Genomic DNA, 23455 nt, shown 5'->3' with positions numbered 1-23455 from the left:
GTGAGGTGCGGCCCGCGGACGAGGCGCCGGGGGCAGGTCGGTTCCTACGTTGGAGGCGGATCGAAGCACGTAGGCAATAGGGCGGCCCGACGGGCCCGAGGGGACGGATGTCATGCCGGTGGCGATCATCACGGGGGCTTCGAAGGGGTTCGGTCGCGCGCTCGCCGTGGCTCTCGCGCGGCGCGGCTGGGATCTGGTGCTCGACGCCAGGTCCGGGGCGGTGCTGCGGGAGGCGGCGGACGAGGCGGGGAGGTACGGGACGAGGGTGGAGGCGCTGCCCGGGGATGTCACGGATACGGCGCACCGCGCGGAGCTGGTGGCCGCGGCGCGCGGTCTCGGGGGTCTCGATCTGGTGGTGAACAACGCGAGCGCGCTGGGGGCCGAGCCGCTGGTGCGTCTTGATGCCCTGCCGGTGGAGGGGCTGCGGCGTGCCCTTGAGGTCAATGTCGTGGCGGCGCTCGGCCTGGTGCAGGAGGCGCTGCCGCTGCTGCGCGGGTCTGCCGGGGGCGCGGTCGTGTCGGTGAGCTCGGACGCGTCGGCGGAGGCGTACGAGACGTGGGGCGGTTACGGCGCTTCGAAGGCCGCGCTCGACCAGCTGTCGGCGGTCCTCGCGGTGGAGGAGCCGGGGCTGCGGGTGTGGGCGGTGGATCCGGGCGATATGCGCACGGATCTCTATCGGGCGGCGGCGCCCCTCGACGACGACTCGGACCGGCCGCTGCCGGAGACGGTGGTGCCGGCGTTCCTGCGGCTGCTCGACGAGCGGCCGGACAGCGGGCGGTATGCCGCCCCCTCTCTTCTTCTGGAGGCACGATGACGGTCGCGGTGCGGGTGCCGGCGGAGCTTTCGGCCCGGGTGCCGGCGGAGCAGCGTGGGCCCGGCCTGGACCGGGACGCGGTGCGGCTGCTCGTCTCGCGCGGCACGGACGTCACGCACCGGGACTTCGCCGAGCTTCCGGGTGAGCTGCGGGCCGGGGATCTGCTCGTGGTCAATACGTCACCGACGCTGGCCGCGGCGGTCGACGGGCGGATCGGGCACGCGCGCGTGGTGGTGCACTTCTCCACGCGTGGCGATGACGGTCGCTGGGCCGTCGAGTTGCGGGACCCGGACGGGCATGGCACCACGCGCCCGCGTGCGGGCGGTCCGGAGGGGACGGTGGCTGTGCTCCCCGGGGGCGTACGTCTCATCTGGGAGGAGCCGCCGGCGGGCGGCGGGGCGCGGTTGTGGTGGGTGCGGGTCGCGGGGGACGTGCCCGCGCTGCTGCGGCGCCACGGCAGACCCATCCGCTACTCCTATACGGAGCGCGATCAGCCGCTCTCCGTCTATCAGACGGTGTTCGCGCTGCCGTACGCCGACGGGGCGGGCAGTGCGGAGATGCCGAGTGCGGCGCGTCCGTTCACGGCGCGGCTCGTGGCGGAGCTCGTCAGCAGGGGGGTGCAGTTCGCGCCGATCACGCTGCATACGGGGGTGGCGTCGGCGGAGTCGCACGAGCCGCCGTATCCGGAGCGGTTCGAGGTGCCGGAGGCGTCGGCACGGCTGATCAACGCGGCGAGGGCCGGGGGCGGGCGGGTGGTGGCGGTCGGTACGACGGCCGTACGGGCCGTGGAGTCGGCCGCGGGGTCCGACGGGGTGGTGCGGGCGGCCTCGGGCTGGACGGACCTCGTGGTGACGCCCGAGCGGGGGGTGCGGGTGGTGGACGGCCTCCTGACCGGGCTGCACGAGCCGGAGGCATCGCACGTGCTGATGCTGGAGGCCGTAGCAGGAGCCGAGGCAATTACCAGCACATATGCGGAAGCATTGGGACATTTTTACCTGTGGCATGAGTTCGGGGACGTCCACCTGATACTTCCTGACGAATCCGGTCACACAGTGCGTTGCAATGGCAACGCTAGGTGAGTTTGCTGCGTGCCCGATGTGAGCCCGCGCATAGGACGCACGTCACGTACGAAGGCGGCTAGGAATGAGCTGTGGGCGGCGACGCCGGGGCAGGAGGGGCGAAACGGACCTCGACGGGGGGCCTGATCCACTACCTGGCTTCGTACGTCACATCGTTGCGACGGGATTTTGCGGCCGCTAACAATGGCTCTCGTTGCTCGACAGCGTGGGCCTGTACCCACAGCGTTCATGACCGAAACATGAGCGGTCCTGCTTTGGACCGGTGAGCGACTTCCCCGATTCGAAGAGGTCCTCCATGTCCAAGCTCAGCTTCTCCGGTCATAGTCCCCTGACGAAGACCCACAAGTACTCGATCGCCGGTATCGCCACGCTCGGCGCCGCTGCCCTCGCGTTCACGCTGGTGCCGGGCAATTCCAACGCGGAGGCCGAGACGATTTCGGCGGCTCCGGTCGCCTTCGAGGTGGCCGCCGGCAAGCCCCAGATCAAGGACGTGCACGCCAGCGTCACCAACCAGCTGGCCACCGCCGACCAGCAGGCCAAGAACGCGGCCGCGAAGCTGAAGGCCGCGCAGAGCGCCGCGGCCAAGGTCGACGCAGCCGCAAAGGCCGAGGCCAAGGCAAAGACCGAGAAGTACCGTGCGGTCAAGGAGGCCGCCAGCCGCGCCGCCGCCCGCAAGCCCGTCTACGCGAACAACCTGGACGGCTGGATCCGCCAGTCCCTGGACATCATGAAGTCCAAGGGCATACCCGGCTCCTACGAGGGTCTGCACCGCAACATCATCCGCGAGTCCTCCGGCAACCCGAAGGCGATCAACAACTGGGACATCAACGCGATCAACGGCATCCCCTCGAAGGGTCTGCTGCAGGTCATCCCGCCGACCTTCACCGCGTACCACGTCCCCGGTACCTCGTGGAACATCTACGACCCGGTCGCCAACATCACCGCTGCCGCGAACTACGCCGCGGACAAGTACGGCTCGATGGACAACGTGAACAGCGCTTACTGAGACTCTCCCTGGACCTCAGGGTCTCTGTGAACGCCGAAGGGCGGCACCCCGTGCGGGGTGCCGCCCTTCATCCGTGCGCGGGTCACGCTACTTGCGCATGACCTCGGGCTCGTGGCGGCGCAGCAGGCGCGCGACCGCGAAGCCGCAGATGACACCGAGCGCGATCAGGATCGCGAGGTTGATGCCCCACTGACTCACCGAGTGCTCCCACAGCGGGTCCAGGTCGTTCGGGTGCGCCTGGTCCCACGGCGGCATGAGGTGCGCGAGGTCCAGCGTCGAACCGGCGCCGGCGATGGCCCAGCGCGACGGCATCAGCCACGCGAACTGCTCCAGGCCCGGCGAGCCGTACACCTGGAACAGGATGCCGGTGAAGACGACCTGGACGATCGCGAACATGACCAGGAGCGGCATCGTCTTCTCGGCGGTCTTCACCAGCGAGGAGATGACCAGGCCGAACATCATCGACGTGAAGCCCAGCGCGATGATCACGATGCACAGCTCGACGGCCGGCGGCATCATCAGGCCCTCGGCGGGCAGGTCGCGCGGGAAGAAGCCGATGGCGCAGATGATCACGCCCTGGATGGCCGTGACGACGCCGAGGACGATCACCTTCGACATCAGGTACGCCGAGCGGGAGAGGCCGGTGGCCCGCTCCCGTTCGTAGATGACGCGTTCCTTGATCAGCTCACGTACGGAGTTGGCCGCGCCCGAGAAGCACATGCCGACCGCGAGGATCAGCATGATCGTGCCGGCGTCGCCGTTGAACCGGGACGGCGGCTTGGGTGGGGCCAGGCCGAAGTCGGCCGGGATCACCGTGCTGACCACGCCGAGGACCGCCGGCAGGATCACCATCAGGCCCAGGAAGCCCTTGTCGGACGCGATCACCGACGTGTAGCGGCGGATCAGGGTCCACAGCTGCGAGCCCCAGCCCTGCGGCTTGGGCGGCTTCATCGCCTGCGGTGGCGGCATGTGTACGGACTGTGCGGCGACGGCGTCGATGTCCGCGGCGTACATCTGGTAGTGCTGCGAGCCCTTCCAGCGGCCCGCCCAGTCGTAGTCGCGGTAGTTCTCGAAGGCGGAGAAGACGTCGGCCCAGGTGCTGTAGCCGAAGAAGTTCAGGGCCTCCTCGGGCGGACCGAAGTACGCCACCGAACCGCCGGGCGCCATCACCAGGAGCTTGTCGCAGATCGCCAGCTCGGCGACCGAGTGCGTGACGACGAGGACCGTGCGGCCGTCGTCGGCGAGGCCGCGCAGGAGCTGCATGACGTCGCGGTCCATGCCCGGGTCGAGACCGGAGGTCGGCTCGTCCAGGAAGATCAGCGACGGCTTGGTGAGCAGCTCCAGGGCGACGGAGACGCGCTTGCGCTGGCCACCGGAGAGGGAGGTGACCTTCTTCTCCTTGTGGATGTCCAGCTTGAGCTCGCGCAGTACCTCGTCGATGCGCTGCTCGCGCTCCTGCTCGCTGGTGTCCGAGGGGAAGCGCAGCTTGGCCGCGTACTTGAGGGCCTTCTTGACGGTCAGTTCTTTGTGCAGGATGTCGTCCTGCGGGACCAGACCGATGCGCTGGCGCAGCTCGGCGAACTGCTTGTACAGGTTCCGGTTGTCGTAGAGCACGTCGCCCTTGTTGGCGGGCCGGTAGCCGGTGAGCGCCTTGAGCAGGGTGGACTTGCCGGAACCCGAGGGGCCGATGACCGCGATGAGCGACTTCTCCGGGACGCCGAAGGAGACGTCCTTGAGGATGTCCTTGCCGCCGTCGACCGTCACCGTCAGATGACGGGCGGAGAAGGAGACCTCACCGGTGTCGACGAACTCCTCGAGGCGGTCGCCGACGAGGCGGAACGTCGAGTGGCCGACGCCGACGATGTCGTTCGGGCCGAGCAGCCCGGAGCCGCCCTTGGCGATCGGCATACCGTTGACGTACGTGCCGTTGTGCGAGCCGAGGTCGCGGATCTCGTAGCGGCCGTCGGGCGTCGCGTGGAACTCGGCGTGCAGGCGCGAGACCTGGAGGTCGGAGACCACCAGTTCGTTCTCGAGCGCACGGCCGATCCGCATCACACGGCCGAGGGCCAGCTGGTGGAACGTGGTGGGGCTGCGGTCGCCGTAGACCGGCGGAGCCCCCGCGACACCGCCGGGCCCCTGCTGGGGCGGGATGTTCTGCGCCTGCTGCGGCTGCTGCCAGCTCTGCTGGGCGGGCACCTGCTGCTGCGGCGGCGCGTTGTGCGCCCAGCCGGGGTCACCGCCCTGCTGCTTCTGGACCGGTGCCTGCTGCGGGTGGGCCTGCTGCTGGGCCTGCTGGGCCGCGGGCACGGCCGCGCCGGAGGCGCTGCCCGAGAGGTTGACCCGCGGACCGTCCGTCGCGTTGCCGAGGTGCAGCGTCGAGCCCGGGCCGATCTCCATCTGATGGATCCGCTGGCCCTGCACGAACGTGCCGTTGGTGGAGCCGTGGTCCTCGATGACCCAACTCCGGCCGCCCCAGCTGATCGTGGCGTGTCGCCAGGACACCCTGGCATCGTCGATCGCGACGTCCCCCTGCGGATCACGTCCGAGGGTGTATGGCCTGGACGGGTCGAGCGTCCAGGTCCTTCCATTCAATTCCAGTACGAGTTCCGGCACTCCATGCCCCACTGAGTTGTCCCCCGAGCTAGCCCCCATCTTGGGGAGTCTAGGGATGTCGAACTTCGTGGGGAACTATTTCAGGCGGAGCCCCCTGACCGAAAGTCGGGCCTTGCGGCGGGCCTTGTGAAGACTGTCTACGCGCCCTCGCGCCCGCCCCGTTGACGGCGCAGAAACAGCCCCGGAGAGTAGTAAGCACCCACAAGTGCCTACGGATCATGCGCGAATGGGACATCCGATACATCACCGTACGGATCGGGGGCCCTGATGGAGACCGTTGTGCGGCGGAGCGGGCGCGAGGGCGTGCGCTGGGGCGACGTACTGCTCTCCGCGGTCGCCTCCGTGAGCTGGGCGTTCATCGGGATGGCGGCGGTCGCCGCGGCCGGCCTCCATCTGCTCGGTGCGGATTCCGCGGGCCCGCTCGGCCCGATGACGGCCGCTGTGGTGGTACTTGGGGCAGGTGGGAAAGTCACGCCGTCGGGAGACGTCTCAGCCTTTGGACTGGAGGGCGCACAGGCCCCACACCGCGATCGATATCGCGCCGCTCGGCGTGGCTCTCACGGGCGCGCTGCTGCTCAGCCGGCTCTTCCTGCGTTCCCTGCGTGGGGCGGGAGTTGAGGTCACGCCGGCCGAACTCGCGGCGCGCGTGGGGAGCGTGGTCGCGCTGTTTCTGGCGATGCTCGCAGGGCTCGCCTGGGCTGGTCACGACCTCATCACGATTGACGGCGGGAAGCTCGGGCTCGACCGGATACCGGACGGGGATCTGCCGGGCGGCATCAAGGACAAGCTGCCGGGCGGCCTCGACCTCGGAGGGCTCCTGCCGGACCACATCGGCGGCCTCGTGGACGCGAAGGCGACCGTCGGGTTCACCGTCGAGACCGGGGCCTCACTGCTGGGCGGCGCCGCGTGGGTGATCGGCGTCCTGCTGATCGCGCTGCTCGCGTCGCGACGTACTCCGCTCCCGCGCTCCCTGGACGCGGTGCACCGGGTGGTCCGTCCCGCTGCTTCGTCGCTGGTCACGGTGTTACTGGTGGCTGTCGCCGCAGGGCTCGCGGCGGCGGCGTACGCGGTGATCGGCGACGACCATCCGCGGCGGATCGTGGGCGCCGCGCTGCTCGGGGCGCCCAACGGGGTGTGGCTGGGCATTCCCCTCGGCCTCTTCGTCCCCTGGGACGGCAAGGCGACGGGCGCACTCGCGCAGGCCCTTCCCCATCCGGTCGACGAACTGCTGCGGATGCGCGCGAACGAGCCGGTGACTCTGAGCCGTCTTGCCGAACTGGACGGCAGGGTATGGCTGTTGGCCTTCGCGATGGTTCTGATGATGGTGCTCGCGGGCGTGCTGACCGCCGTGCGGACACCTGCGGTGACCGGCGGGCCCGGGTCGCCGCCGATGGGGGTCGTCGGCTTCGCCGGGAGGTGCGCGCTGCGGCTCGGGGCCGTCACGGCGCTCGGCCTGCCGCTGCTCGTGCGGCTGACGGACGTATCGGCGGACGCCTCGCTGTCCGTACTCGGCTTCGACGCCTTCGGGGCCGGGATCGAGCTGCACGGACATCTCGGCATGGCACTGCTGCTCGGGGCCGCTTGGGGGGCGGGGGCGGGAGCGGTGGGGGCGCTGCTCGCTCACGGGGCGGGGGCGGCGGGGCGGCGAGCCGCTCCGGCTGCGCTGGGCGGGGGCGGCGTGGAGCCGGAGGGGCGGGTGGAGGGCGGGGCGCCGGTGGGCGGTGCCGTCCGGCCCGTCCCGCCTCAGGAGGCAGGGCCGTATCGGCCGAGTACTCCGTACCGGGGGGCGCCGGACGGGACCAACCCTTATCTGAAGCCGTCGGACGAACGGGCGGGCGATCGGCCGGATGATCTGCCGGACGATTTGTACGGGGCGCCGACGATGGTGGGGCCGGTCAGGCCCCCGGTGCCGCCTCGTCCGCGGGGGCGGCCCGGGTCCGGGTCCGGCAAGGGCGGATGGCCCGTGCCGCCACCGCCTCCTCCCCCACCACCACTTCCGCACGCGCCGTCGCCGTCGCCGTCGTCGCCATCGCCGCCGGAGGAAGAAGGGCCGCCGCCACCGCGCAGGGGCCCGCGCCGCTGAGCCGAGTGCGGGCGGTGGACGGCGAACCGGCCGGTCGGAGTGCGCGTCGCACATGTCCGCCACGCGGACCACCGCCGCGCCGCGCGACGCGGGCCGGATAACGTGGGACCACCATGAGTGCTTCGCAGCCCCGCCACCCCGCTGATGTCCCGGTCGCAGTTCCGGACGACGTCCCGACGCTCCTCGTCAAGATATTCGGCAAGGACCGCCCCGGCATCACCGCCGGGCTCTTCGACACCCTCGCCGCCTACTCCGTCGATGTCGTCGACATCGAGCAGGTCGTCACCCGGGGACGCATCGTGCTGTGCGCCCTGGTGACGGAGCCGCCCCCCGGTCTCGAGGGCGATCTGCGGTCCACCGTCCACAGCTGGGCGGAGTCCATGCGGATGCAGGCCGAGATCATCTCGGGCATCGGCGACAACCGTCCGCGCGGGCTCGGCCGCTCCCTCGTCACCGTGCTCGGCCACCCGCTGACCGCGGAGACGACGGCCGCCATCGCCGCCAGGATCACCGGCACCGGCGGCAACATCGACCGTATCTTCCGGCTCGCGAAGTACCCCGTCACCGCAGTCGAGTTCGCCGTTTCCGGCGCCGAGACCGAGCCCCTGCGCACCGCGCTCGCGACGGAGTCGGCGGCGCTCGGCGTCGATGTCGCGGTCGTCGCGGCCGGGCTGCACCGGCGCGCCCAGCGCCTCGTCGTGATGGACGTCGACTCGACCCTCATCCAGGACGAGGTCATCGAGCTCTTCGCGGCGCACGCGGGCTGCGAGGACAAGGTCGCCGAGGTCACCGCGTCGGCGATGCGCGGCGAGCTGGACTTCGAGCAGTCGCTGCACGCGCGGGTCGCGCTGCTCGCCGGGCTCGACGCGTCGGTCGTCGACAAGGTCCGCACCGAGGTGCGGCTCACGCCCGGCGCGCGGACCCTGATCCGCACGCTGAAGCGGCTCGGCTATCAAGTGGGCGTCGTCTCGGGCGGGTTCACCCAGGTCACGGACGATCTGCAGGACCGGCTCGGGCTCGACTTCGCCCAGGCCAACACCCTGGAGATCGTCGACGGCAAGCTGACCGGCCGGGTCACCGGCGAGATCGTGGACCGCGCGGGCAAGGCGCGGCTGCTGCGCCGGTTCGCCGCGGAGGCCGGGGTGCCGCTCGCGCAGACCGTGGCGATCGGTGACGGCGCCAACGATCTGGACATGCTGAACGCGGCGGGGCTCGGCGTGGCCTTCAACGCGAAGCCCGTGGTCCGCGAGGCCGCGCACACCGCGGTGAACGTGCCGTTCCTCGACACCGTTCTCTACCTCCTCGGCATCACCCGTGAAGAGGTCGAGGCGGCGGACGCCCACGACGACTGACTCCGGTCGACGCGGACAGTTACGGATGCGGCGGCGGGCCCCGGTACCCATGCGGTACCGGGGCCCGTCGGCGTATCAGGGTCCGGCCGCCGGCCGACGGGTCACTTGGACGGTGCCCAGTAGTCGATGAGGGTGGCGGTGCCCGGTTCGAGGGACTTCCAGGAGCCGGTGAAGGACAGGACCGCGAAGGCGGAGGTCGGGAAGCCGCGCCGGGCCATCCGCTCCCCCGCGTCGCCCTCGACCTGCCCGGAGAGGATCTCGGCGAGGCCCTGGATCCCGGGGTTGTGGCCGACCAGCACCGCGCTCCGCACGTCGTCCGGGGTCTCGTTCAGCACGGCGATGAGCTCACCGGGCGAGGCCTCGTAGATCCGCTCCTCGTACACCGTCCTGGGCCGGTGGGGCAGCTCGTGGACGGCGAGCTTCCACGTCTCGCGGGTCCTCGCGGCGGTCGAGCACAGGGCCAGGTCCAGGTCGATACCGGAGTCGGCGAGCTTGCGGCCGGCGACGGGGGCGTCCTTTCGGCCCCTCTCGGCGAGCGGCCTCTCGTGGTCGGAGACCTGGGGCCAGTCCGCCTTCGCATGCCGGAAAAGGACAATCCTGCGGGGTTCTGCGACGCTCATGGGTCCCAGCTTCGCATGAAACCGGCCACGGGGCGCAGGGAGTTGACGGGCTCGACCGGCACGGGTGACGCGCCGTGCGGCCTGCTCACGGGGCTGTGTGCAGCACCGCCTGCTGGATGCGGTCGAGGAGCTGGCCGACCGCCGGGTCGCCGGTCGCGGCGTGGGCGTCGGCCGGGTTGATGATCAGGAGCAGGAGCACGGCGAAGGTGATCGCGGGCAGGGCGATCGCCCACCACGGGAGCCTGACGTCGACGCCGCCCGCTGGGGCCGGGTGGGGCCTGGTGTGCGTAGGGGCCGACATGACGCCTCCGGGGTCCTCGAGATGCTCGGTGCCGTGGTCCGCGGTGCTCGCGGTCACATCTCGAATTTACGGAAGGTCGGGCCCTCAACCCATCCGGTGATCCACCCAGTTGACCCTGACACTGACCCCCTAGGGGTTGGGGGTGCTAGCACCACCGACCCCGGCCGCGAACAGGCCGGGGACCGCTGTCACGGTGAGGCGACAACCACGATGGCGGCCATGGTCACGGTGAGGCGATCGAGGCGATGACCGCGATGATCACGGTGATGGCCAGCATCGAGCCGAGCACGATGAGGAGCTTCTTCTGGCCGTTCTGGGGGTTCGGGTCGAGCACAGGCGACATGCGGTCAGTCTCGCACCCTTTGCCCCGGCTCGCGGAGCCGGGGTGGGCCATGGGCCGATGTCAGACCGCCGCTGCCGGAGCGGCCTCGTCCTCGACCGTACGGTTGCGTCCCGCGATGACGCCCACCACGATCTGCGGCACCATCAGCGCCGCCATGAGCGCGATCGGGACGCCCCAGCCGCCGCTGTGCTGGTAGAGCACACCGACGAGCAGCGGGCCGGGGATCGAGATCAGATAGCCGGTGCTCTGGGCGAAGGCGGAGAGCTTGGCGACGCCCGTCCCGGTCCGCGCCCGCATGCCGACCATCGTCAGGGCGAGCGGGAAGGCGCAGTTGGAGATGCCGAGGAGGACGGCCCACGCCCAGGCGCCGCCGGACGGGGCGAAGTAGAGGCCCGCGTAACCGGCGAGACCGCACACGCCGAGGGCGATCACGATGGGGCCCTGGCTGGGCAGGCGCGTGGCGAGGCGCGGGATGACGAAGGCGAGCGGTACGCCCATCGCCATGGTGACGGCGAGCAGCACGCCCGCGGTGCCCGCGGAGACGCCGGCGTCGCGGAAGATCTGCGCCATCCAGCCCATGGTGATGTAGGCCGCGGTGGCCTGGAGGCCGAAGAAGACGGCGAGCGCCCAGGCGGTGCGGCTGCGGGTGATGCGCAGGCCGTCGTCCCGCTGCGGAGTGCCGGCGGTGTTGCCGCCCTCGGTGCTCCGTTCGCGTGCGAGCGGGACCCACGGGACGACGGCGGCCACGGCGAGCGCGGCCCAGAGGGCGAGTCCGGTCTTCCAGCTGCCGCCGAGCGCGTCAGTCATGGGCACGGTCACGGCCGCCGCGAGGGAGGTGCCGAGCGCGAGGGCCATCGAGTAGAGGCCGGTCATGGAGCCCACGCGGTCGGGGAACCAGCGCTTGACGATCACCGGCATGAGGACGTTGCTGACCGCGATGCCCATGAGGGCGAGGGCGCTGGCGACGAGGAAGCCGACGGTGCTGCCGGTGAACGGGCGGATGACCAGACCGGCGGCGATCGCGGCCATGCCGGCGCACACCACGGCGCCGGGACCGAAGCGGCGGGCGAGCCGGGGCGCCATCACTCCGAAGATCGCGAAACAGAGCGGGGGTACGGAGGTGAGGAGGCCGGCGACGCTGCCGCTCATGCCGAGCCCGTCGCGCACCTCTTCGAGGAGGGCGCCGAGGCTGGTGATGGCGGGGCGCAGGTTCAGAGCCGCGAGGACGATGCCCACGATCATCAGGCGCACGGCCCACGCGCGCGTGGGGGCTGTTTTCGCTTCGGGTGCGCTCTCAGTACGTATCGGGGTCTGCGTCATCGTCGGGGTTTCCTCACTGGCCATGACCCCATCTTAGAATCATGGGATGATTGGCTGTCCAATCGGTTTGCGTCACACTTGGCGCGACGCACCGCCCGCGCCCGTTCCCCGCCCGCCCCAGTCATCGAACCAAGGACCGTCATGCCGCTGACCTCCCCCAGGCGCTCGGCTCTCTCCGAACAGGTCATCGCCGGGCTGCGCGCCCAGATCTCGTCGGGCGAGTGGCCGGTGGGCTCCCGCATCCCGACCGAGCCCGAGCTGGTCGAGCAGCTCGGCGTCGCGCGCAACACGGTGCGCGAGGCCGTGCGCGCGCTCGCCCACAACGGCCTGCTCGACATCCGGCAGGGCTCGGGCACCTACGTCGTCGCCACCAGCGAGCTGGCGGGCGTGATGCAGCGCAGGTTCGCCGACGCCGACCCCCGGCACATCGCAGAGCTGCGTTCGACCCTGGAGTCCAGCGCCGCGAGCCTCGCCGCACAACGCCGTACGGAGCGCGATCTCAAGCAGCTCGACGCGCTGATGGTGCGCCGGGAGGACACGTGGGCGTCGGGCGACGCGGAGGCGTTCGTGGCCGCCGACGCGACCTTCCACCTGGCGGTCGTGGCCGCGTCCCACAACGACGTCATGACAGCGATGTACGCGGACCTCGGCGAGGTCCTGCGGGACGTCCTGCGCGTGGACGTGGGCGATGAGCTGAGGCCCGAGAACCACATGGACCACGCGGGTCTGCTCGACGCGATCCGCGTGGGTGACGCGGAGGCCGCCGCGGCGGAGGCGGCACGCTATCCGTTCCTGTGCCTGCCGGGCCGGCCCGGCAGGCACTGAGGAGAAACCCGAGCCGGGGCCCAGCGCTCAGCTGTCGACCTTGGCGTGGCTGATCCAGGCCGAGCGGACCTCTTTCCAGCACCGGCCGGTGAGCCGCACGGTCTCGGCTGCCTCGGCCGGGACCTGCCCGCCGTCGCTGTCTATGTCCCACCAGCGGTCGCACTCGACGTGGAGGCTGACCGCGTCGGTCGCCGGATACGGGTTGTGGCAGTACGCCGTCACGTCCGAACCGGCGACAGTCACCCGGCAGTCCGCTCCGAAGGGTTCGGTCCTGCGGTCGTCCCCGCTGTCCGGCACGCGCGCGTGGGGCGCGGTCCGGACGGGGTGGGAAGCGGCGTCGTACGGCACCGCGAAGAGGAGTACGAGGGCTGCGAGTACCGGGGTACCGCGCTGGGAAAGGCGCACAAGGGGACCTCCTCGGCCGTACGGGAGAGGGGGAACGAACGCCTTCTCAGCCTGCGCGCTCACCCGTCGCGCCCGCCCGGCCAGTGGGCCGAACGGGTGACGCCCCGCCCCCCGCGCGCTGCGGGGAACGGGGCGTCGGCCACGTACGGGTGATCAGGCGCCGATCGCGTGCAGACCGCCGTCGACGTGGATGATCTCGCCGGTGGTCTTCGGGAACCAGTCGCTCAGGAGGGCGACGATGCCCTTGCCGGCCGGCTCCGGGTCCTTGAGGTCCCACTCCAGCGGGGAGCGGCTGTCCCAGACGGCGGCCAGGTCGCTGAAGCCCGGGATGGACTTGGCGGCCATGGAGCCGAGCGGGCCCGCCGAGATCAGGTTGCAGCGGATGTCCTGCTTGCCCAGGTCACGCGCCATGTAGCGGCTGGTGGCCTCCAGCGCGGCCTTGGCCGGGCCCATCCAGTCGTACTGCGGCCAGGCGAACTGCGCGTCGAAGGTGAGGCCGACGACGGAACCGCCCTCGGTCATCAGCGGCAGCAGCGCGGTGGTCAGCGACTTCAGGGAGAAGGCGGAGACGTGCATGGCGGTGGCCACGGACTCGAACGGCGTGTTCAGGAAGTTGCCGCCGAGCGCGTCCTGCGGCGCGAAACCGATGGAGTGCACGACGCCGTCGAGCCGGTCGCCGAGGTGCTCACGGACCTGGCCCTCCAGGCGCGCGAGGTGCTCGTCGTTCGAGACGTCGAGCTCCAGGACCTTGACCTTGTCGGGCTGGGGCAGCTTCTTGGCGATGCGCTCGGTGAGCGTCGGCCGCGGCCACGCGGTGAGGATGATCTCCGCGCCCTGCTCCTGGGCCAGCTTCGCGGTGTGGAAGGCGATGGAGGACTCCATCAGCACACCGGTGATGAGGATCTTCTTGCCCTCGAGGATTCCAGCCATGGTGTTCAGTGACCCATTCCCAGTCCGCCGTCAACGGGAATGACGGCTCCAGTGATGTACGAGGCGTCGTCCGAGGCGAGGAACCGCACCGTCGCGGCGATCTCCTCCGGCTGCGCGTAACGGCCCAGCGGCACCTGCTTCACGATGCCCTCGCGCTGCTCGTCGGTGAGCGCCTTGGTCATGTCGGTGTCGACGAAACCGGGCGCGACGACGTTGAAAGTGAGGTTGCGCGACCCGAGCTCACGGGCGAGGGAGCGCGCGAAACCGACCAGACCCGCCTTCGACGCGGCGTAGTTCGCCTGTCCCGCGGAGCCGAGGAGGCCGACCACGGAGGAGATCAGCACGACGCGGCCCTTCTTGGCTCGCAGCATGCCGCGGTTGGCACGCTTCACGACGCGGAAGGTGCCGGTGAGGTTGGTGTCGAGGACCGACGTGAAGTCGTCCTCGGACATGCGCATGAGGAGCTGGTCCTTGGTGACGCCGGCGTTGGCCACGAGGACCTCGACGGGACCGTGCTTCTCCTCGATCTCCTTGTAGGCCTGCTCCACCTGCTCACTGTCGGTGATGTCGCACTTGACGGCGAGGAAGCCGGCCTTCTCCAGCTCGGCCGCGTCGCCCGAGCGGTATGTGATCGCGACCTTGTCGCCGGCGTCGGCGAATGCACGGGCGATGGCGAGGCCGATGCCCCGGTTTCCTCCGGTGACGAGAACCGAGCGGCTCAACGGATCACCCTTTCCATAGCGGTCTGGTACCTCGAAAACCTATCGGTACCGCCCTGGATACGGAGAATCGACCACCGACAGTGGCGCAGGAGAGTCGCTGTCGGGTCCCTACAGAAAGGTGTGGCCGCGGGGCCGCCGACGCGACATGATCGGGGCTGGCTCGTGCCCGCACCCGGGAGCGGCCGGTGCCCGAGGCTCCTGACAGCGCTGACGACAGCGTCTCCGACAGCAGGGAGAACATCCGTGCCCCATTCGATCGATGAAGCCTTCACGGCGCTGCCGCTGCGGGCCCTCGCCGATGCCGCGCTGGCCCGCGCGCGGGCTCTCGGCGCCGACCACGCGGACTTCCGCCTGGAGCGGGTGCGCAGCGCGGAACGGCGGCTGCGGGACGCGCGGCCCGCGGGCTCGTCGGACACCACGGACCTGGGGTACGCGGTGCGCGTCGTGCACGGCGGCACATGGGGCTTCGCATCGGGCGTGGATCTGACGATGGACGCGGCCGCGAAGGTGGCGTCGCAGGCCGTCGCGATGGCGAAGCTGTCTGCTCAGGTGATCAAGGCCGCGGGTTCGGACGAGAGAGTGGAGCTGGCCGCCGAGCCGGTGCACGAGGACCGGACGTGGGTGTCCTCGTACGAGATCGATCCGTTCCGCGTGCCGGACGAGGAGAAGGCGGGGCTGCTCGCCGACTGGAGTGCGCGGCTGCTCGGGGCGGACGGCGTCGACCATGTGGACGCCTCACTCCTCACCGTGCACGAGAACAAGTTCTACGCCGACACGGCGGGGACGGTGACGACGCAGCAGCGCGTCCGGCTGCATCCGCAGCTGACGGCCGTCGCCGTGGACGGGACGAGCGGCGAGTTCGACTCGATGCGGACCCTTGCGCCGCCGGTGGGCCGCGGCTGGGAGTACCTCACCGGGACCGGCTGGGACTGGGACCGCGAGCTGGCCGAGATCCCGGAGCTGCTCGCCGAGAAGATGCGGGCGCCCAGCGTCGAGGCCGGCCTGTACGACCTCGTGGTCGACCCGTCCAACCTGTGGCTGACCATCCACGAGTCGATCGGCCACGCGACCGAGCTGGACCGTGCGCTCGGCTACGAGGCGGCGTACGCGGGCACTTCCTTCGCCACGTTCGACCAGCTCGGGAAGCTCAAGTACGGCTCCGAGATCATGAACGTGACGGGTGACCGCACCGCCGAGCACGGCCTCGCGACCATCGGGTACGACGACGAGGGCGTGGCCGGGCAGTCCTGGGACCTGGTCAGGGACGGGACGCTCGTCGGCTATCAGCTGGACCGCCGTATCGCGAAGCTGACGGGCTTCGACCGGTCGAACGGGTGCGCCTACGCGGACTCCCCCGGCCATGTGCCCGTCCAGCGCATGGCGAACGTGTCGCTGCAGCCGGACCCGGGCGGCCTGTCGACCGAGGACCTGATCGGGGGCGTCGACCGCGGGATCTACGTCGTCGGCGACCGGTCCTGGTCGATCGACATGCAGCGCTACAACTTCCAGTTCACGGGGCAGCGGTTCTACCGCATCGAGAACGGACGGCTCGCCGGACAGCTGCGCGATGTCGCCTACCAGGCCACGACCACCGACTTCTGGGGTTCGATGGCGGCGGTCGGCGGCCCGCAGACGTACGTGCTGGGCGGTGCGTTCAACTGCGGAAAGGCCCAGCCGGGGCAGGTCGCGGCGGTGTCGCACGGCTGCCCGTCCGCCCTGTTCAAGGGCGTGAACATTCTGAACACCACGCAGGAGGCCGGTCGATGAGCCCTCGGACGAACAAGCCGCACGAGATCGTCGAGCGTGCCCTCGCGCTGTCCTCGGCGGACGGCTGCGTGGTCATCGCCGACGAGACGTCCACCGCGAATCTGCGCTGGGCGGGCAACGCGCTCACGACGAACGGTGTGACGCGCGGGCGCACCCTCACCGTCATCGCGACGGTCGACGGCAAGGAGGGCACGGCCTCGGGAGTCGTCTCGCGGTCGGGAGTGACCGCGGCCGACCTCGAACCCCTGGTGCGGGCCGCCGAGGCCGCGGCTCGGGACGCGGCGCCCGCGGAGGACGCCGGGCCGCTGGTGTCCGGAGTGCCGCACTCCGGCGACTTCACGGACGCGCCCGCCGAAACCTCGTCGGCCGTCTTCGCGGACTTCGCGCCCGCCCTCGGCGAGTCGTTCGCCCGCGCCCGGGCCGGCGGCCGCGAGTTGTACGGCTTCGCCAACCACGAGCTCGTATCCAGCTATCTCGGTACGTCGACGGGCCTGCGCCTGCGGCACGACCAGCCGAACGGGACGCTGGAGATGAACGCGAAGTCGCCGGACCGGACGCGTTCCGCGTGGGCCGGACGCTCGACGCGCGACTTCAAGGACGTCGACCCGGGCGCGCTGGACGCCGAGCTGGCGCAGCGCCTCGACTGGGCGCGCCGCCGCATCGAGCTGCCCGCCGGCCGCTACGAGACGCTGCTGCCGCCGACCGCGGTCGCCGATCTGCTGATCTACCAACTGTGGTCGGCCGCGGCCCGGGACGCCGCCGAGGGCCGGACCGTCTTCAGCAAGCCCGGCGGCGGCACGCGCGTCGGCGAGCGGCTGACGGAGCTGCCGCTGACGCTGCGCAGCGACCCGAACGAGCCGGGCCTGGAGTCGGCGCCGTTCGTCCTCGCCCATGCCTCGGGCGACAGCGCCTCCGTCTTCGACAACGGTCTTCCGCTGACGGCGACGGACTGGGTGCGCGAGGGCGAGCTGGCCCATCTGACGACGACCCGGCACAGCGCGGGCCTCACCGGCCTCCCGGTGGCGCCGGCGATCGACAACCTGATCCTGGACGGGGGCGAGGACCGCTCCCTGGACGAGATGGTCGCGGCCACCGGGCGCGGGCTGCTCCTGACCTGCCTCTGGTACATCCGCGAGGTCGATCCGGCGACACTTCTCCTGACCGGTCTGACCCGGGACGGGGTGTACCTCGTGGAGGACGGCGAGGTGGTGGGCGAGGTGAACAACTTCCGGTTCAACGAGTCGCCCGTCGACCTGCTGGGGCGCGCGGTGGAGGCCGGGCGGACGGAAAAAACGCTGCCCAGGGAGTGGGGCGACTGGTTCACCAGGGCGGCCATGCCGGCCCTGCGGGTGCCGGACTTCAACATGAGCTCGGTCAGCCAGGGCGTCTGACCCCCATAGACTCGCCCATACACTGGCGAGTACTCACCAGCACTGTTTGACCCATCAGCACTGTTCAAGGAGACACACGACCGTGACGGACATCGTCGACGAGCTGAAGTGGCGGGGACTCTTCTCCCTGTCCACCGACGAAGATGCACTGCGCAAGGCGCTCGCGGACGGTCCCGTCACGTTCTATTGCGGCTTCGACCCGACCGCGGCCTCCCTGCACGTCGGCCACCTGGTCCAGGTGCTCACCGTCCGCAGGCTCCAGCAGGCGGGTCACCGTCCGCTGGCGCTCGTGGGCGGGGCCACCGGCCAGATCGGTGACCCCCGGCCGACCGCCGAGCGGACGCTGAACGACCCGGAGACCGTCGCGAACTGGGTGTCCCGGCTGCGCTCCCAGATCGAGCCGTTCCTGTCCTTCGAGGGCGAGAACGCCGCGACGATGGTGAACAACCTGGACTGGACCGCGGGCCTGTCCGCGATCGAGTTCCTGCGTGACATCGGCAAGCACTTCCGCGTCAACAAGATGCTCACCAAGGACTCCGTGGCCCGCCGCCTGGAGTCCCAGGAGGGCATCAGCTACACGGAGTTCAGCTACCAGCTCCTGCAGGGCATGGACTTCCTGGAGCTGTACCGGCGTTACGGCTGCACGCTCCAGCAGGGCGGCAGCGACCAGTGGGGCAACCTCACCGCGGGCATCGACCTGATCCACCGCATGGAGCCGGACGCCGTGGTGCACGCGCTGGCGACGCCTCTGATGGTGAAGGCGGACGGCACCAAGTTCGGCAAGTCCGAGAGCGGCGCCGTCTGGCTGGACCCGGAGATGACGACGCCGTACGCGTTCTACCAGTTCTGGCTGAACGTGGACGACCGGGACATCTCGACGTACATGCGGATCCTGTCCTTCAAGTCCCGCGAGGAGCTGGAGGAGCTGGAGAAGGTCACCGAGGAGCGGCCGCAGGCGCGCGCCGCTCAGCGGGCCCTCGCCGAGGAGCTGACGACGCTGGTGCACGGCGCCGACCAGTGCGCCGCCGTCATCGCCGCGTCCAAGGCGCTGTTCGGGCAGGGCGACCTGGGTGAGCTGGACGAGGCGACCCTCGCGGCCGCGCTCTCCGAGCTGCCGCACGCGAAGGTCGACACGCTCGGCCCGGTCGTGGACCTGCTCGCCGAGGTCGGCCTCGTGGCGAGCAAGTCGGCCGCCCGGCGCACGGTGAAGGAGGGCGGCGCGTACGTGAACAACGTGAAGGTCGCCGCCGAGGACGCGGTGCCGACCGCGGACGAGCTGCTGCACGGGCGCTGGCTCGTGCTGCGCCGCGGCAAGAAGAACCTGGCGGCGATCGAGGTCGTCGGCACCTGAGCGCGCAGGACTGAAATCACAGCCGGAAGGGCGGCCCCGCACCTGGTGCGGGGCCGCCCTTCCGGCTGTGTCAGGCTCGCTGTTTGTTGCCTCGCATGGCCACCCAGGCCATGTCTCCCAGCCACACGATGACCACGGCTCCGGCCAGTTGGAGCAGGTGCCGGGTCCAGTCGATTCCCTTGGTGTCGTTGACGCCGATCCAGGTGGCGACCGAGTTGCCCAAGACGCTGCCGATGATCCCGAAGACCACCGTCAGCCACAGAGGGATCTGCTGCTTGCCCGGAAGGATCGCCTTCGCGATCAGTCCGAGCACCAGACCCACGATGATCGCCCACAACCAGCTCATGTCGTCGCCTCCTCTGTGGCGCTCTGTGCGCATCTGCGCCCAGTCTCGGCTTGTCCGCCATACGGCGCATGTCGGGCGCATCCATACGCGGTACGGCGCAGCAAGTACGCGCAGGACGGGCCCGCCCCGGTCTCGAACACGGAGGAAGCCGGGCGTACCGTGGAGGCAGTCCGGACCGGGGAGAGTCCGGCATGGCAGGCAGGCGGTGGAATGTGATGCGGAAGCAGAGCAGCAGTGAGGTCTTCCGGATCACCGGGGCGAGGCAGGGCCTCGCCGACGACGTCCGCGGCAGGCAGCGCCGCTATGTCATCTCGATGTCGGTCCGCACTCTCGCCGTGATCCTCGGCGCGGCCCTGTGGAACGTGGAACGCCCGGTCGCGATCGTGGCCCTGGTGCTCGGTCTGCTGCTCCCCTACGTCGCCGTGGTCATCGCCAACGCGGGCCGGGAGAACGTCCCTTCACTGCCGTCGACGTTCGTCACCGCGCCGATGCGGCCGATGCTCGCACCGCCCGCCGCCACCGCCCCCGCGGAATCCGTTCCGAAGGACAACACCGGTGCGCACGACGAGGAGCGGCGCGAGCACTTGGGTGACCGCGGCTGACCACCGGCGATCCGCAAAGCTCAAGAAAAGCTCAGATCAATCATGTAGTTCCGGTGCCGGGCGGCCGGTCCCCCATGACATACTTCGTACGCGCTCCGCATCCCCCGTCGGAGCGACGGACCGACGCCGGGCAGCTCCCCCCGTGGCTGCTCGGCGTCGCCTTTGTTTGGGCGCGTAAGTGTTTGGGGCGGTACCTGTGAGTGACGAAAACCCGATCTGTTCCGCCAAGGGCTGCCGTATCGACGCGGTCTGGGTGCTCGCCTGGAACAACCCGAAGCTGCACACGCCGGAGCGGCGCAAGACGTGGCTCGCGTGCGACGAACACCGCGAGCACCTCTCCCAGTTCCTCGGTGTGCGCGGCTTCCTGAAGGACGTCGTCGCGCTGAAGGACTGGGAGTCCGGGGACCGCGAGGGCTGAGCGCCCCGGGTCAGCCGCCGATCGCGGACATCGGGCGCTCGGGCTGGAGGAACTTCGGGTCGTCCAGGCCCGAGCCGGCCTTCTTGCCCCACATGGCGAGCTTCCATATGCGGGCGATCTCCTCGTCCCCGCTGTCCGAGCGCAGGGCCGCGCGCAGGTCCGTCTCCTCACTGGCGAACAGGCAGGTGCGCACCTGTCCGTCGGCGGTGAGCCGGGTGCGGTCACAGGCCGAGCAGAACGGGCGGGTGACGGAGGCGATGACGCCGACACGCTGCGGTCCGCCGTCCACGAGCCAGCGCTCTGCAGGGGCGGAACCTCGCTCGTCGGAGCCCTCGGCCGTGAGGTCGAAGCGCGTGCGCAGGGACGCGAGGATGTCACCGGCGGTGATCATGCCGTCGCGCTTCCAGCCGTGCTGGGCGTCCAGCGGCATCTGCTCGATGAAGCGCAGCTCGTAGTCGTGCTCGACGGCCCAGGCGAGGAGGTCGGGTGCCTCGTCGTCGTTCAGCCCCGGCATCAGTACGGAGTTGACCTTGACGGGGGTGAGTCCGGCTTCGCTTGCGGCTTCGAGGCCGGCGATGACGTCCTTGTGGCGGTCACGCCGGGTGAGCGTCTTGAAGACGTCGGGGCGCAGGGTGTCCAGCGAGACGTTGACCCGGTCGAGGCCGGCCTGCTTGAGGGCGGCGGCGGTGCGCTTGAGTCCGATCCCGTTCGTCGTCAGGGACATCTGGGGGCGGGGCTCCAGCTGGGCCACCTGCTCCACGATGCCGACGAGGCCGGGGCGCAGCAGGGGCTCGCCGCCGGTGAACCTGACCTCCGTGATGCCGAGCTGGGTGACGGCGATCCGGATGAGCCGGACGATCTCGTCGTCCGTGAGCAGGTCGGGCTTGGCCAGCCACTGAAGGCCCTCTTCGGGCATGCAGTACGTACACCGGAGATTGCACCGGTCGGTCAGCGAGACGCGGAGGTCGGTGGCCACTCGGCCATAAGTGTCGATCAGCACGTGGGCCCCCTCTCCGATGCGGATCTGATAGTGCGAGCCTACGTGATGGGCCTGACATCAGCGGGCTCCCGATCCCACGGGAGCGGGACGGCCGCATCGTAGATCCATACGAGGATCTGCGACGCGGCCGTCCGAATCCCGAGGTCAGTGGGCTCCCGTACCGGTGAGGGAGCGGACTTCGAGCTCCGCGTATTTGCCGGCGTCCGCCTTCTCCTTGGACAGGACGGTGCCGAGCCAGCCGAGCATGAAGCCGACCGGGATCGAGATGATGCCCGGGTTCTCCAGCGGGAACCAGTGGAAGTCGACGCCCTTGAACATGGACGTCTTCGGGTTGCCGGAGACGACCGGCGAGAACAGCACCAGGAAGACCGCCGTGAAGAGGCCTCCGTAGATCGACCAGAGCGCGCCCTGCGTGGTGAACCGCTTCCAGAAGAGGCTGTAGAGGATCGTCGGCAGGTTGGCGGAGGCGGCGACCGCGAAGGCGAGGGCGACCAGGCCGGCCACGTTCAGGTCGCGGGCGAGTGCGCCGAGCCCGATGGAGACGATGCCGATGAAGACGGTCGCCCAGCGGGCCGCCTTCATCTCCTGCTTCTCGGAGGCCTTGCCCTTCTTGATGACGTTCGCGTAGATGTCGTGCGCGAACGAGGAGGACGAGGCGAGGGTCAGGCCCGCGACGACCGCGAGGATCGTGGCGAAGGCGACCGCCGAGATGGTCGCGAGGAGGATCGCGCCCCACGACGAGTCGACCCCGCCGAGGTGCAGCGCGAGCAGCGGCGCCGCGGTGTTGCCCGCCGGGTTGGACGCGATGATCTCGTCCGGCTTGATGAGGGCAGCGGCGCCGAAGCCGAGCGCGATCGTCATCAGGTAGAACGCGCCGATGATGCCGATCGCCCAGTTCACGGACTTACGGGCGGCCTTGGCGGTGGGGACCGTGTAGAAGCGGATCAGGATGTGCGGCAGTCCGGCGGTGCCGAGGACGAGCGCGATGCCGAGCGAGATGAAGTCGATCTTCGACGTCGACGTGGCGCCGTACTTGAGTCCGGGCTCCAGGAACGCGGCGCTCTTTCCGCTGTTGGTGGCCGCCTTGCCGAGCAGGTCGGAGACGTTGAAGTTGAACTTCAGGAGGACCAGGAAGGTGAGCAGTATCGTGCCCGCTATCAGGAGCACCGCCTTGACCATCTGGACCCAGGTGGTGCCCTTCATGCCGCCGATGGTGACGTACACGATCATCAGGACGCCGACGAGAGCGACGATGCCGACCTTGCCCGCGTCGGACGTGATGCCGAGGAGCAGCGAGACGAGGACGCCCGCGCCCGCCATCTGCGCGAGCAGGTAGAAGATCGAGACGACGATCGTGGAGGTGCCGGCGGCGGTGCGGACCGGGCGCTGGCGCATCCGGTACGCGAGGACGTCGCCCATCGTGTAGCGGCCGGAGTTGCGCAGCGGCTCGGCGACCAGGAGCAGGGCGACGAGCCAGGCGACGAGGAAGCCGATGGAGTAGAGGAATCCGTCGTAGCCGAAGAGCGCGATGGCTCCGGCGATGCCGAGGAACGAGGCCGCGGACATGTAGTCGCCGGAGACCGCGAGTCCGTTCTGGAAGCCGGTGAACTGGCGCCCGCCCGCGTAGAAGTCGGAGGCGCTCCTCGTCTGGCGGCCCGCCCAGACGGTGATCACCAGGGTGGCGAGGACGAACACCGCGAACAGGGAGATGATCAGCGGCCGGTGCTCGCTCGCCTCACCCGCGGCGATTACCTGCGTGACTGCGGAGCTCATGCGCCGCCCTCCATCCGGGACTTGATCGCCTCGGCCTTGGGGTCGAGCTTGGTGGCGGCGTGGCGGGAGTACCACCAGGCGATGAGGAACGTGGTCAGGAACTGAGCGAGGCCGAGGACCAGCGCGACATTGATGTTGCCGAAGAGCTTGGTGCCCATGAAGTCGCCCGCGTAGTTCGACAGCAGTACGTACAGCAGGTACCAGGCGATGAAGGCGACGGTCAGGGGAAAGGCGAACGAGCGGTGCGCGTGGCGCAGTTCGGCGAACTCCGCGCTCTCCTGCTCCGCGATGAACTCCTCCGTGGAGGGCGGTGCGGGTTGGTTGCGGGAGCCGCTTTTCTGCGGTGGCGGTGCATCGGTGGCCACGGAGTCTCCTCGCGGTGCGGGTGCGGCGG

22 protein-coding genes and 1 pseudogene are annotated in these 23455 nt (G+C 70.2%); 11 read left to right on the top strand and 12 right to left on the bottom strand.

Features of this window, described 5'->3' with window-relative positions:
* Positions 1-112: 112 nt before the first annotated feature.
* The 3 genes from OG574_RS34825 to OG574_RS34815 all read left to right on the top strand — a co-directional run bounded on the left by OG574_RS34825 (position 113) and on the right by OG574_RS34815 (position 2899).
* Positions 113-814: an SDR family NAD(P)-dependent oxidoreductase gene (locus OG574_RS34825; RefSeq protein ID WP_326776442.1), complete on the top strand. Its 702-nt coding sequence runs from the start codon at positions 113-115 to the stop codon at positions 812-814.
* Complete coding sequence (locus tag OG574_RS34820; RefSeq protein WP_326776441.1) at positions 811-1893, top strand: S-adenosylmethionine:tRNA ribosyltransferase-isomerase; 1083 nt, start codon at positions 811-813, stop codon at positions 1891-1893. The genes OG574_RS34825 and OG574_RS34820 overlap by 4 nt, the downstream gene beginning before the upstream one ends.
* Before the next feature lie 295 nt (positions 1894-2188).
* The gene (locus OG574_RS34815) at positions 2189-2899 is read left to right on the top strand and encodes a transglycosylase SLT domain-containing protein (protein WP_326776440.1); all 711 of its coding nucleotides are present in this window, start codon (positions 2189-2191) and stop codon (positions 2897-2899) included.
* 87 nt (positions 2900-2986) lie between these two features.
* On the opposite strand, the gene OG574_RS34810 is transcribed toward OG574_RS34815, so the two are convergent.
* Entirely contained in the window at positions 2987-5512 is a 2526-nt protein-coding gene (locus OG574_RS34810) for an FHA domain-containing protein (protein WP_442816942.1), read from the bottom strand.
* Between the two features lie 267 nt (positions 5513-5779).
* Here OG574_RS34810 and OG574_RS34805 point away from each other — a divergent pair.
* Both OG574_RS34805 and serB read left to right on the top strand, forming a co-directional pair.
* Positions 5780-7595: pseudogene (locus tag OG574_RS34805) on the top strand (streptophobe family protein).
* 113 nt (positions 7596-7708) lie between these two features.
* On the top strand, positions 7709-8947 hold the full coding sequence (serB, locus tag OG574_RS34800; protein ID WP_100592527.1) for a phosphoserine phosphatase SerB: 1239 nt from the start codon (positions 7709-7711) through the stop codon (positions 8945-8947).
* Between the two features lie 101 nt (positions 8948-9048).
* Here serB and OG574_RS34795 read toward each other — a convergent pair whose 3' ends face one another.
* The 4 genes from OG574_RS34795 to OG574_RS34780 form a co-directional block, all read right to left on the bottom strand.
* Positions 9049-9567, bottom strand: a complete 519-nt coding sequence (locus OG574_RS34795; RefSeq protein WP_326776438.1) for a SixA phosphatase family protein — start codon at positions 9565-9567, stop codon at positions 9049-9051.
* A gap of 85 nt (positions 9568-9652) precedes the next feature.
* On the bottom strand, positions 9653-9868 hold the full coding sequence (locus tag OG574_RS34790; RefSeq protein ID WP_326778728.1) for a hypothetical protein: 216 nt from the start codon (positions 9866-9868) through the stop codon (positions 9653-9655).
* 223 nt (positions 9869-10091) lie between these two features.
* Positions 10092-10211: an SGM_5486 family transporter-associated protein gene (locus OG574_RS34785; protein ID WP_264484672.1), complete on the bottom strand. Its 120-nt coding sequence runs from the start codon at positions 10209-10211 to the stop codon at positions 10092-10094.
* A 60-nt stretch (positions 10212-10271) separates the two neighbouring features.
* Positions 10272-11555: a CynX/NimT family MFS transporter gene (locus OG574_RS34780; protein ID WP_326776437.1), complete on the bottom strand. Its 1284-nt coding sequence runs from the start codon at positions 11553-11555 to the stop codon at positions 10272-10274.
* Between the two features lie 117 nt (positions 11556-11672).
* On the opposite strand from OG574_RS34780, the gene OG574_RS34775 reads away from it, so the two are divergent.
* On the top strand, positions 11673-12356 hold the full coding sequence (locus OG574_RS34775) for a FadR/GntR family transcriptional regulator (protein WP_326776436.1): 684 nt from the start codon (positions 11673-11675) through the stop codon (positions 12354-12356).
* Between the two features lie 27 nt (positions 12357-12383).
* On the opposite strand, the gene OG574_RS34770 is transcribed toward OG574_RS34775, so the two are convergent.
* The 3 genes from OG574_RS34770 to fabG form a co-directional block, all read right to left on the bottom strand.
* Positions 12384-12761 carry a hypothetical protein gene (locus OG574_RS34770; RefSeq protein WP_326776435.1) on the bottom strand — a complete coding sequence of 126 codons (378 nt, stop codon included), beginning with the start codon at positions 12759-12761 and terminating at the stop codon, positions 12384-12386.
* 153 nt (positions 12762-12914) lie between these two features.
* Positions 12915-13691: an enoyl-ACP reductase FabI gene (gene fabI / locus OG574_RS34765; RefSeq protein WP_326776434.1), complete on the bottom strand. Its 777-nt coding sequence runs from the start codon at positions 13689-13691 to the stop codon at positions 12915-12917.
* Positions 13692-13696: 5 nt separating this feature from the next.
* On the bottom strand, positions 13697-14413 hold the full coding sequence (fabG, locus tag OG574_RS34760; RefSeq protein ID WP_116502852.1) for a 3-oxoacyl-[acyl-carrier-protein] reductase: 717 nt from the start codon (positions 14411-14413) through the stop codon (positions 13697-13699).
* 243 nt (positions 14414-14656) lie between these two features.
* On the opposite strand from fabG, the gene OG574_RS34755 reads away from it, so the two are divergent.
* The 3 genes from OG574_RS34755 to tyrS all read left to right on the top strand — a co-directional run bounded on the left by OG574_RS34755 (position 14657) and on the right by tyrS (position 18922).
* Complete coding sequence (locus OG574_RS34755) at positions 14657-16180, top strand: TldD/PmbA family protein (protein WP_326776433.1); 1524 nt, start codon at positions 14657-14659, stop codon at positions 16178-16180.
* Complete coding sequence (locus tag OG574_RS34750) at positions 16177-17571, top strand: metallopeptidase TldD-related protein (RefSeq protein WP_326776432.1); 1395 nt, start codon at positions 16177-16179, stop codon at positions 17569-17571. Before OG574_RS34755 ends, OG574_RS34750 begins: the two co-directional genes overlap by 4 nt.
* An 82-nt stretch (positions 17572-17653) precedes the next feature.
* Complete coding sequence (gene tyrS, locus OG574_RS34745; protein WP_326776431.1) at positions 17654-18922, top strand: tyrosine--tRNA ligase; 1269 nt, start codon at positions 17654-17656, stop codon at positions 18920-18922.
* A 70-nt stretch (positions 18923-18992) separates the two neighbouring features.
* On the opposite strand, the gene OG574_RS34740 is transcribed toward tyrS, so the two are convergent.
* On the bottom strand, positions 18993-19268 hold the full coding sequence (locus tag OG574_RS34740; protein ID WP_100592517.1) for a GlsB/YeaQ/YmgE family stress response membrane protein: 276 nt from the start codon (positions 19266-19268) through the stop codon (positions 18993-18995).
* Between the two features lie 215 nt (positions 19269-19483).
* On the opposite strand from OG574_RS34740, the gene OG574_RS34735 reads away from it, so the two are divergent.
* Positions 19484-19870: a DUF3099 domain-containing protein gene (locus OG574_RS34735; RefSeq protein ID WP_326778727.1), complete on the top strand. Its 387-nt coding sequence runs from the start codon at positions 19484-19486 to the stop codon at positions 19868-19870.
* A 196-nt stretch (positions 19871-20066) separates the two neighbouring features.
* Entirely contained in the window at positions 20067-20288 is a 222-nt protein-coding gene (locus OG574_RS34730; RefSeq protein ID WP_326776430.1) for a hypothetical protein, read from the top strand.
* Between the two features lie 10 nt (positions 20289-20298).
* Here the strand turns inward: OG574_RS34730 and moaA are convergent, their stop codons facing one another.
* The 3 genes from moaA to OG574_RS34715 all read right to left on the bottom strand — a co-directional run bounded on the left by moaA (position 20299) and on the right by OG574_RS34715 (position 23426).
* Positions 20299-21288 carry a GTP 3',8-cyclase MoaA gene (gene moaA, locus OG574_RS34725; protein ID WP_100592514.1) on the bottom strand — a complete coding sequence of 330 codons (990 nt, stop codon included), beginning with the start codon at positions 21286-21288 and terminating at the stop codon, positions 20299-20301.
* Between the two features lie 144 nt (positions 21289-21432).
* The gene (locus tag OG574_RS34720) at positions 21433-23061 is read right to left on the bottom strand and encodes a solute symporter family protein (protein ID WP_326776429.1); all 1629 of its coding nucleotides are present in this window, start codon (positions 23059-23061) and stop codon (positions 21433-21435) included.
* Positions 23058-23426 (bottom strand): DUF485 domain-containing protein, encoded by a 369-nt coding sequence (locus OG574_RS34715; protein ID WP_326776428.1) that lies wholly within the window; start codon positions 23424-23426, stop codon positions 23058-23060. The genes OG574_RS34720 and OG574_RS34715 overlap by 4 nt, the downstream gene beginning before the upstream one ends.
* Positions 23427-23455: the final 29 nt, after the last annotated feature.

It is taken from the genome of Streptomyces sp. NBC_01445 (assembly GCF_035918235.1).
GTDB lineage: Bacteria > Actinomycetota > Actinomycetes > Streptomycetales > Streptomycetaceae > Streptomyces.
Note: the sequence above shows the minus strand (reverse complement) of the source record. Positions and strands in the feature narration are given on the sequence as shown.

Bases quoted from the DNA above. Each gene is read 5' to 3' on its own strand.
- OG574_RS34825 (WP_326776442.1), top strand. From the start codon at position 113: ATGCCGGTGGCGATCATCACGGGGGCTTCGAAGGGGTTCGGTCGCGCG.
- OG574_RS34820 (WP_326776441.1), top strand. From the start codon at position 811: ATGACGGTCGCGGTGCGGGTGCCGGCGGAGCTTTCGGCCCGGGTGCCG.
- OG574_RS34815 (WP_326776440.1), top strand. From the start codon at position 2,189: ATGTCCAAGCTCAGCTTCTCCGGTCATAGTCCCCTGACGAAGACCCAC.
- serB (WP_100592527.1), top strand. From the start codon at position 7,709: ATGAGTGCTTCGCAGCCCCGCCACCCCGCTGATGTCCCGGTCGCAGTT.
- OG574_RS34795 (WP_326776438.1), bottom strand. From the start codon at position 9,567: ATGAGCGTCGCAGAACCCCGCAGGATTGTCCTTTTCCGGCATGCGAAG.
- OG574_RS34790 (WP_326778728.1), bottom strand. From the start codon at position 9,868: ATGTCGGCCCCTACGCACACCAGGCCCCACCCGGCCCCAGCGGGCGGC.
- OG574_RS34785 (WP_264484672.1), bottom strand. From the start codon at position 10,211: ATGTCGCCTGTGCTCGACCCGAACCCCCAGAACGGCCAGAAGAAGCTC.
- OG574_RS34780 (WP_326776437.1), bottom strand. From the start codon at position 11,555: ATGGCCAGTGAGGAAACCCCGACGATGACGCAGACCCCGATACGTACT.
- OG574_RS34775 (WP_326776436.1), top strand. From the start codon at position 11,673: ATGCCGCTGACCTCCCCCAGGCGCTCGGCTCTCTCCGAACAGGTCATC.
- fabI (WP_326776434.1), bottom strand. From the start codon at position 13,691: ATGGCTGGAATCCTCGAGGGCAAGAAGATCCTCATCACCGGTGTGCTG.
- OG574_RS34750 (WP_326776432.1), top strand. From the start codon at position 16,177: ATGAGCCCTCGGACGAACAAGCCGCACGAGATCGTCGAGCGTGCCCTC.
- OG574_RS34740 (WP_100592517.1), bottom strand. From the start codon at position 19,268: ATGAGCTGGTTGTGGGCGATCATCGTGGGTCTGGTGCTCGGACTGATC.
- OG574_RS34735 (WP_326778727.1), top strand. From the start codon at position 19,484: ATGCGGAAGCAGAGCAGCAGTGAGGTCTTCCGGATCACCGGGGCGAGG.
- OG574_RS34720 (WP_326776429.1), bottom strand. From the start codon at position 23,061: ATGAGCTCCGCAGTCACGCAGGTAATCGCCGCGGGTGAGGCGAGCGAG.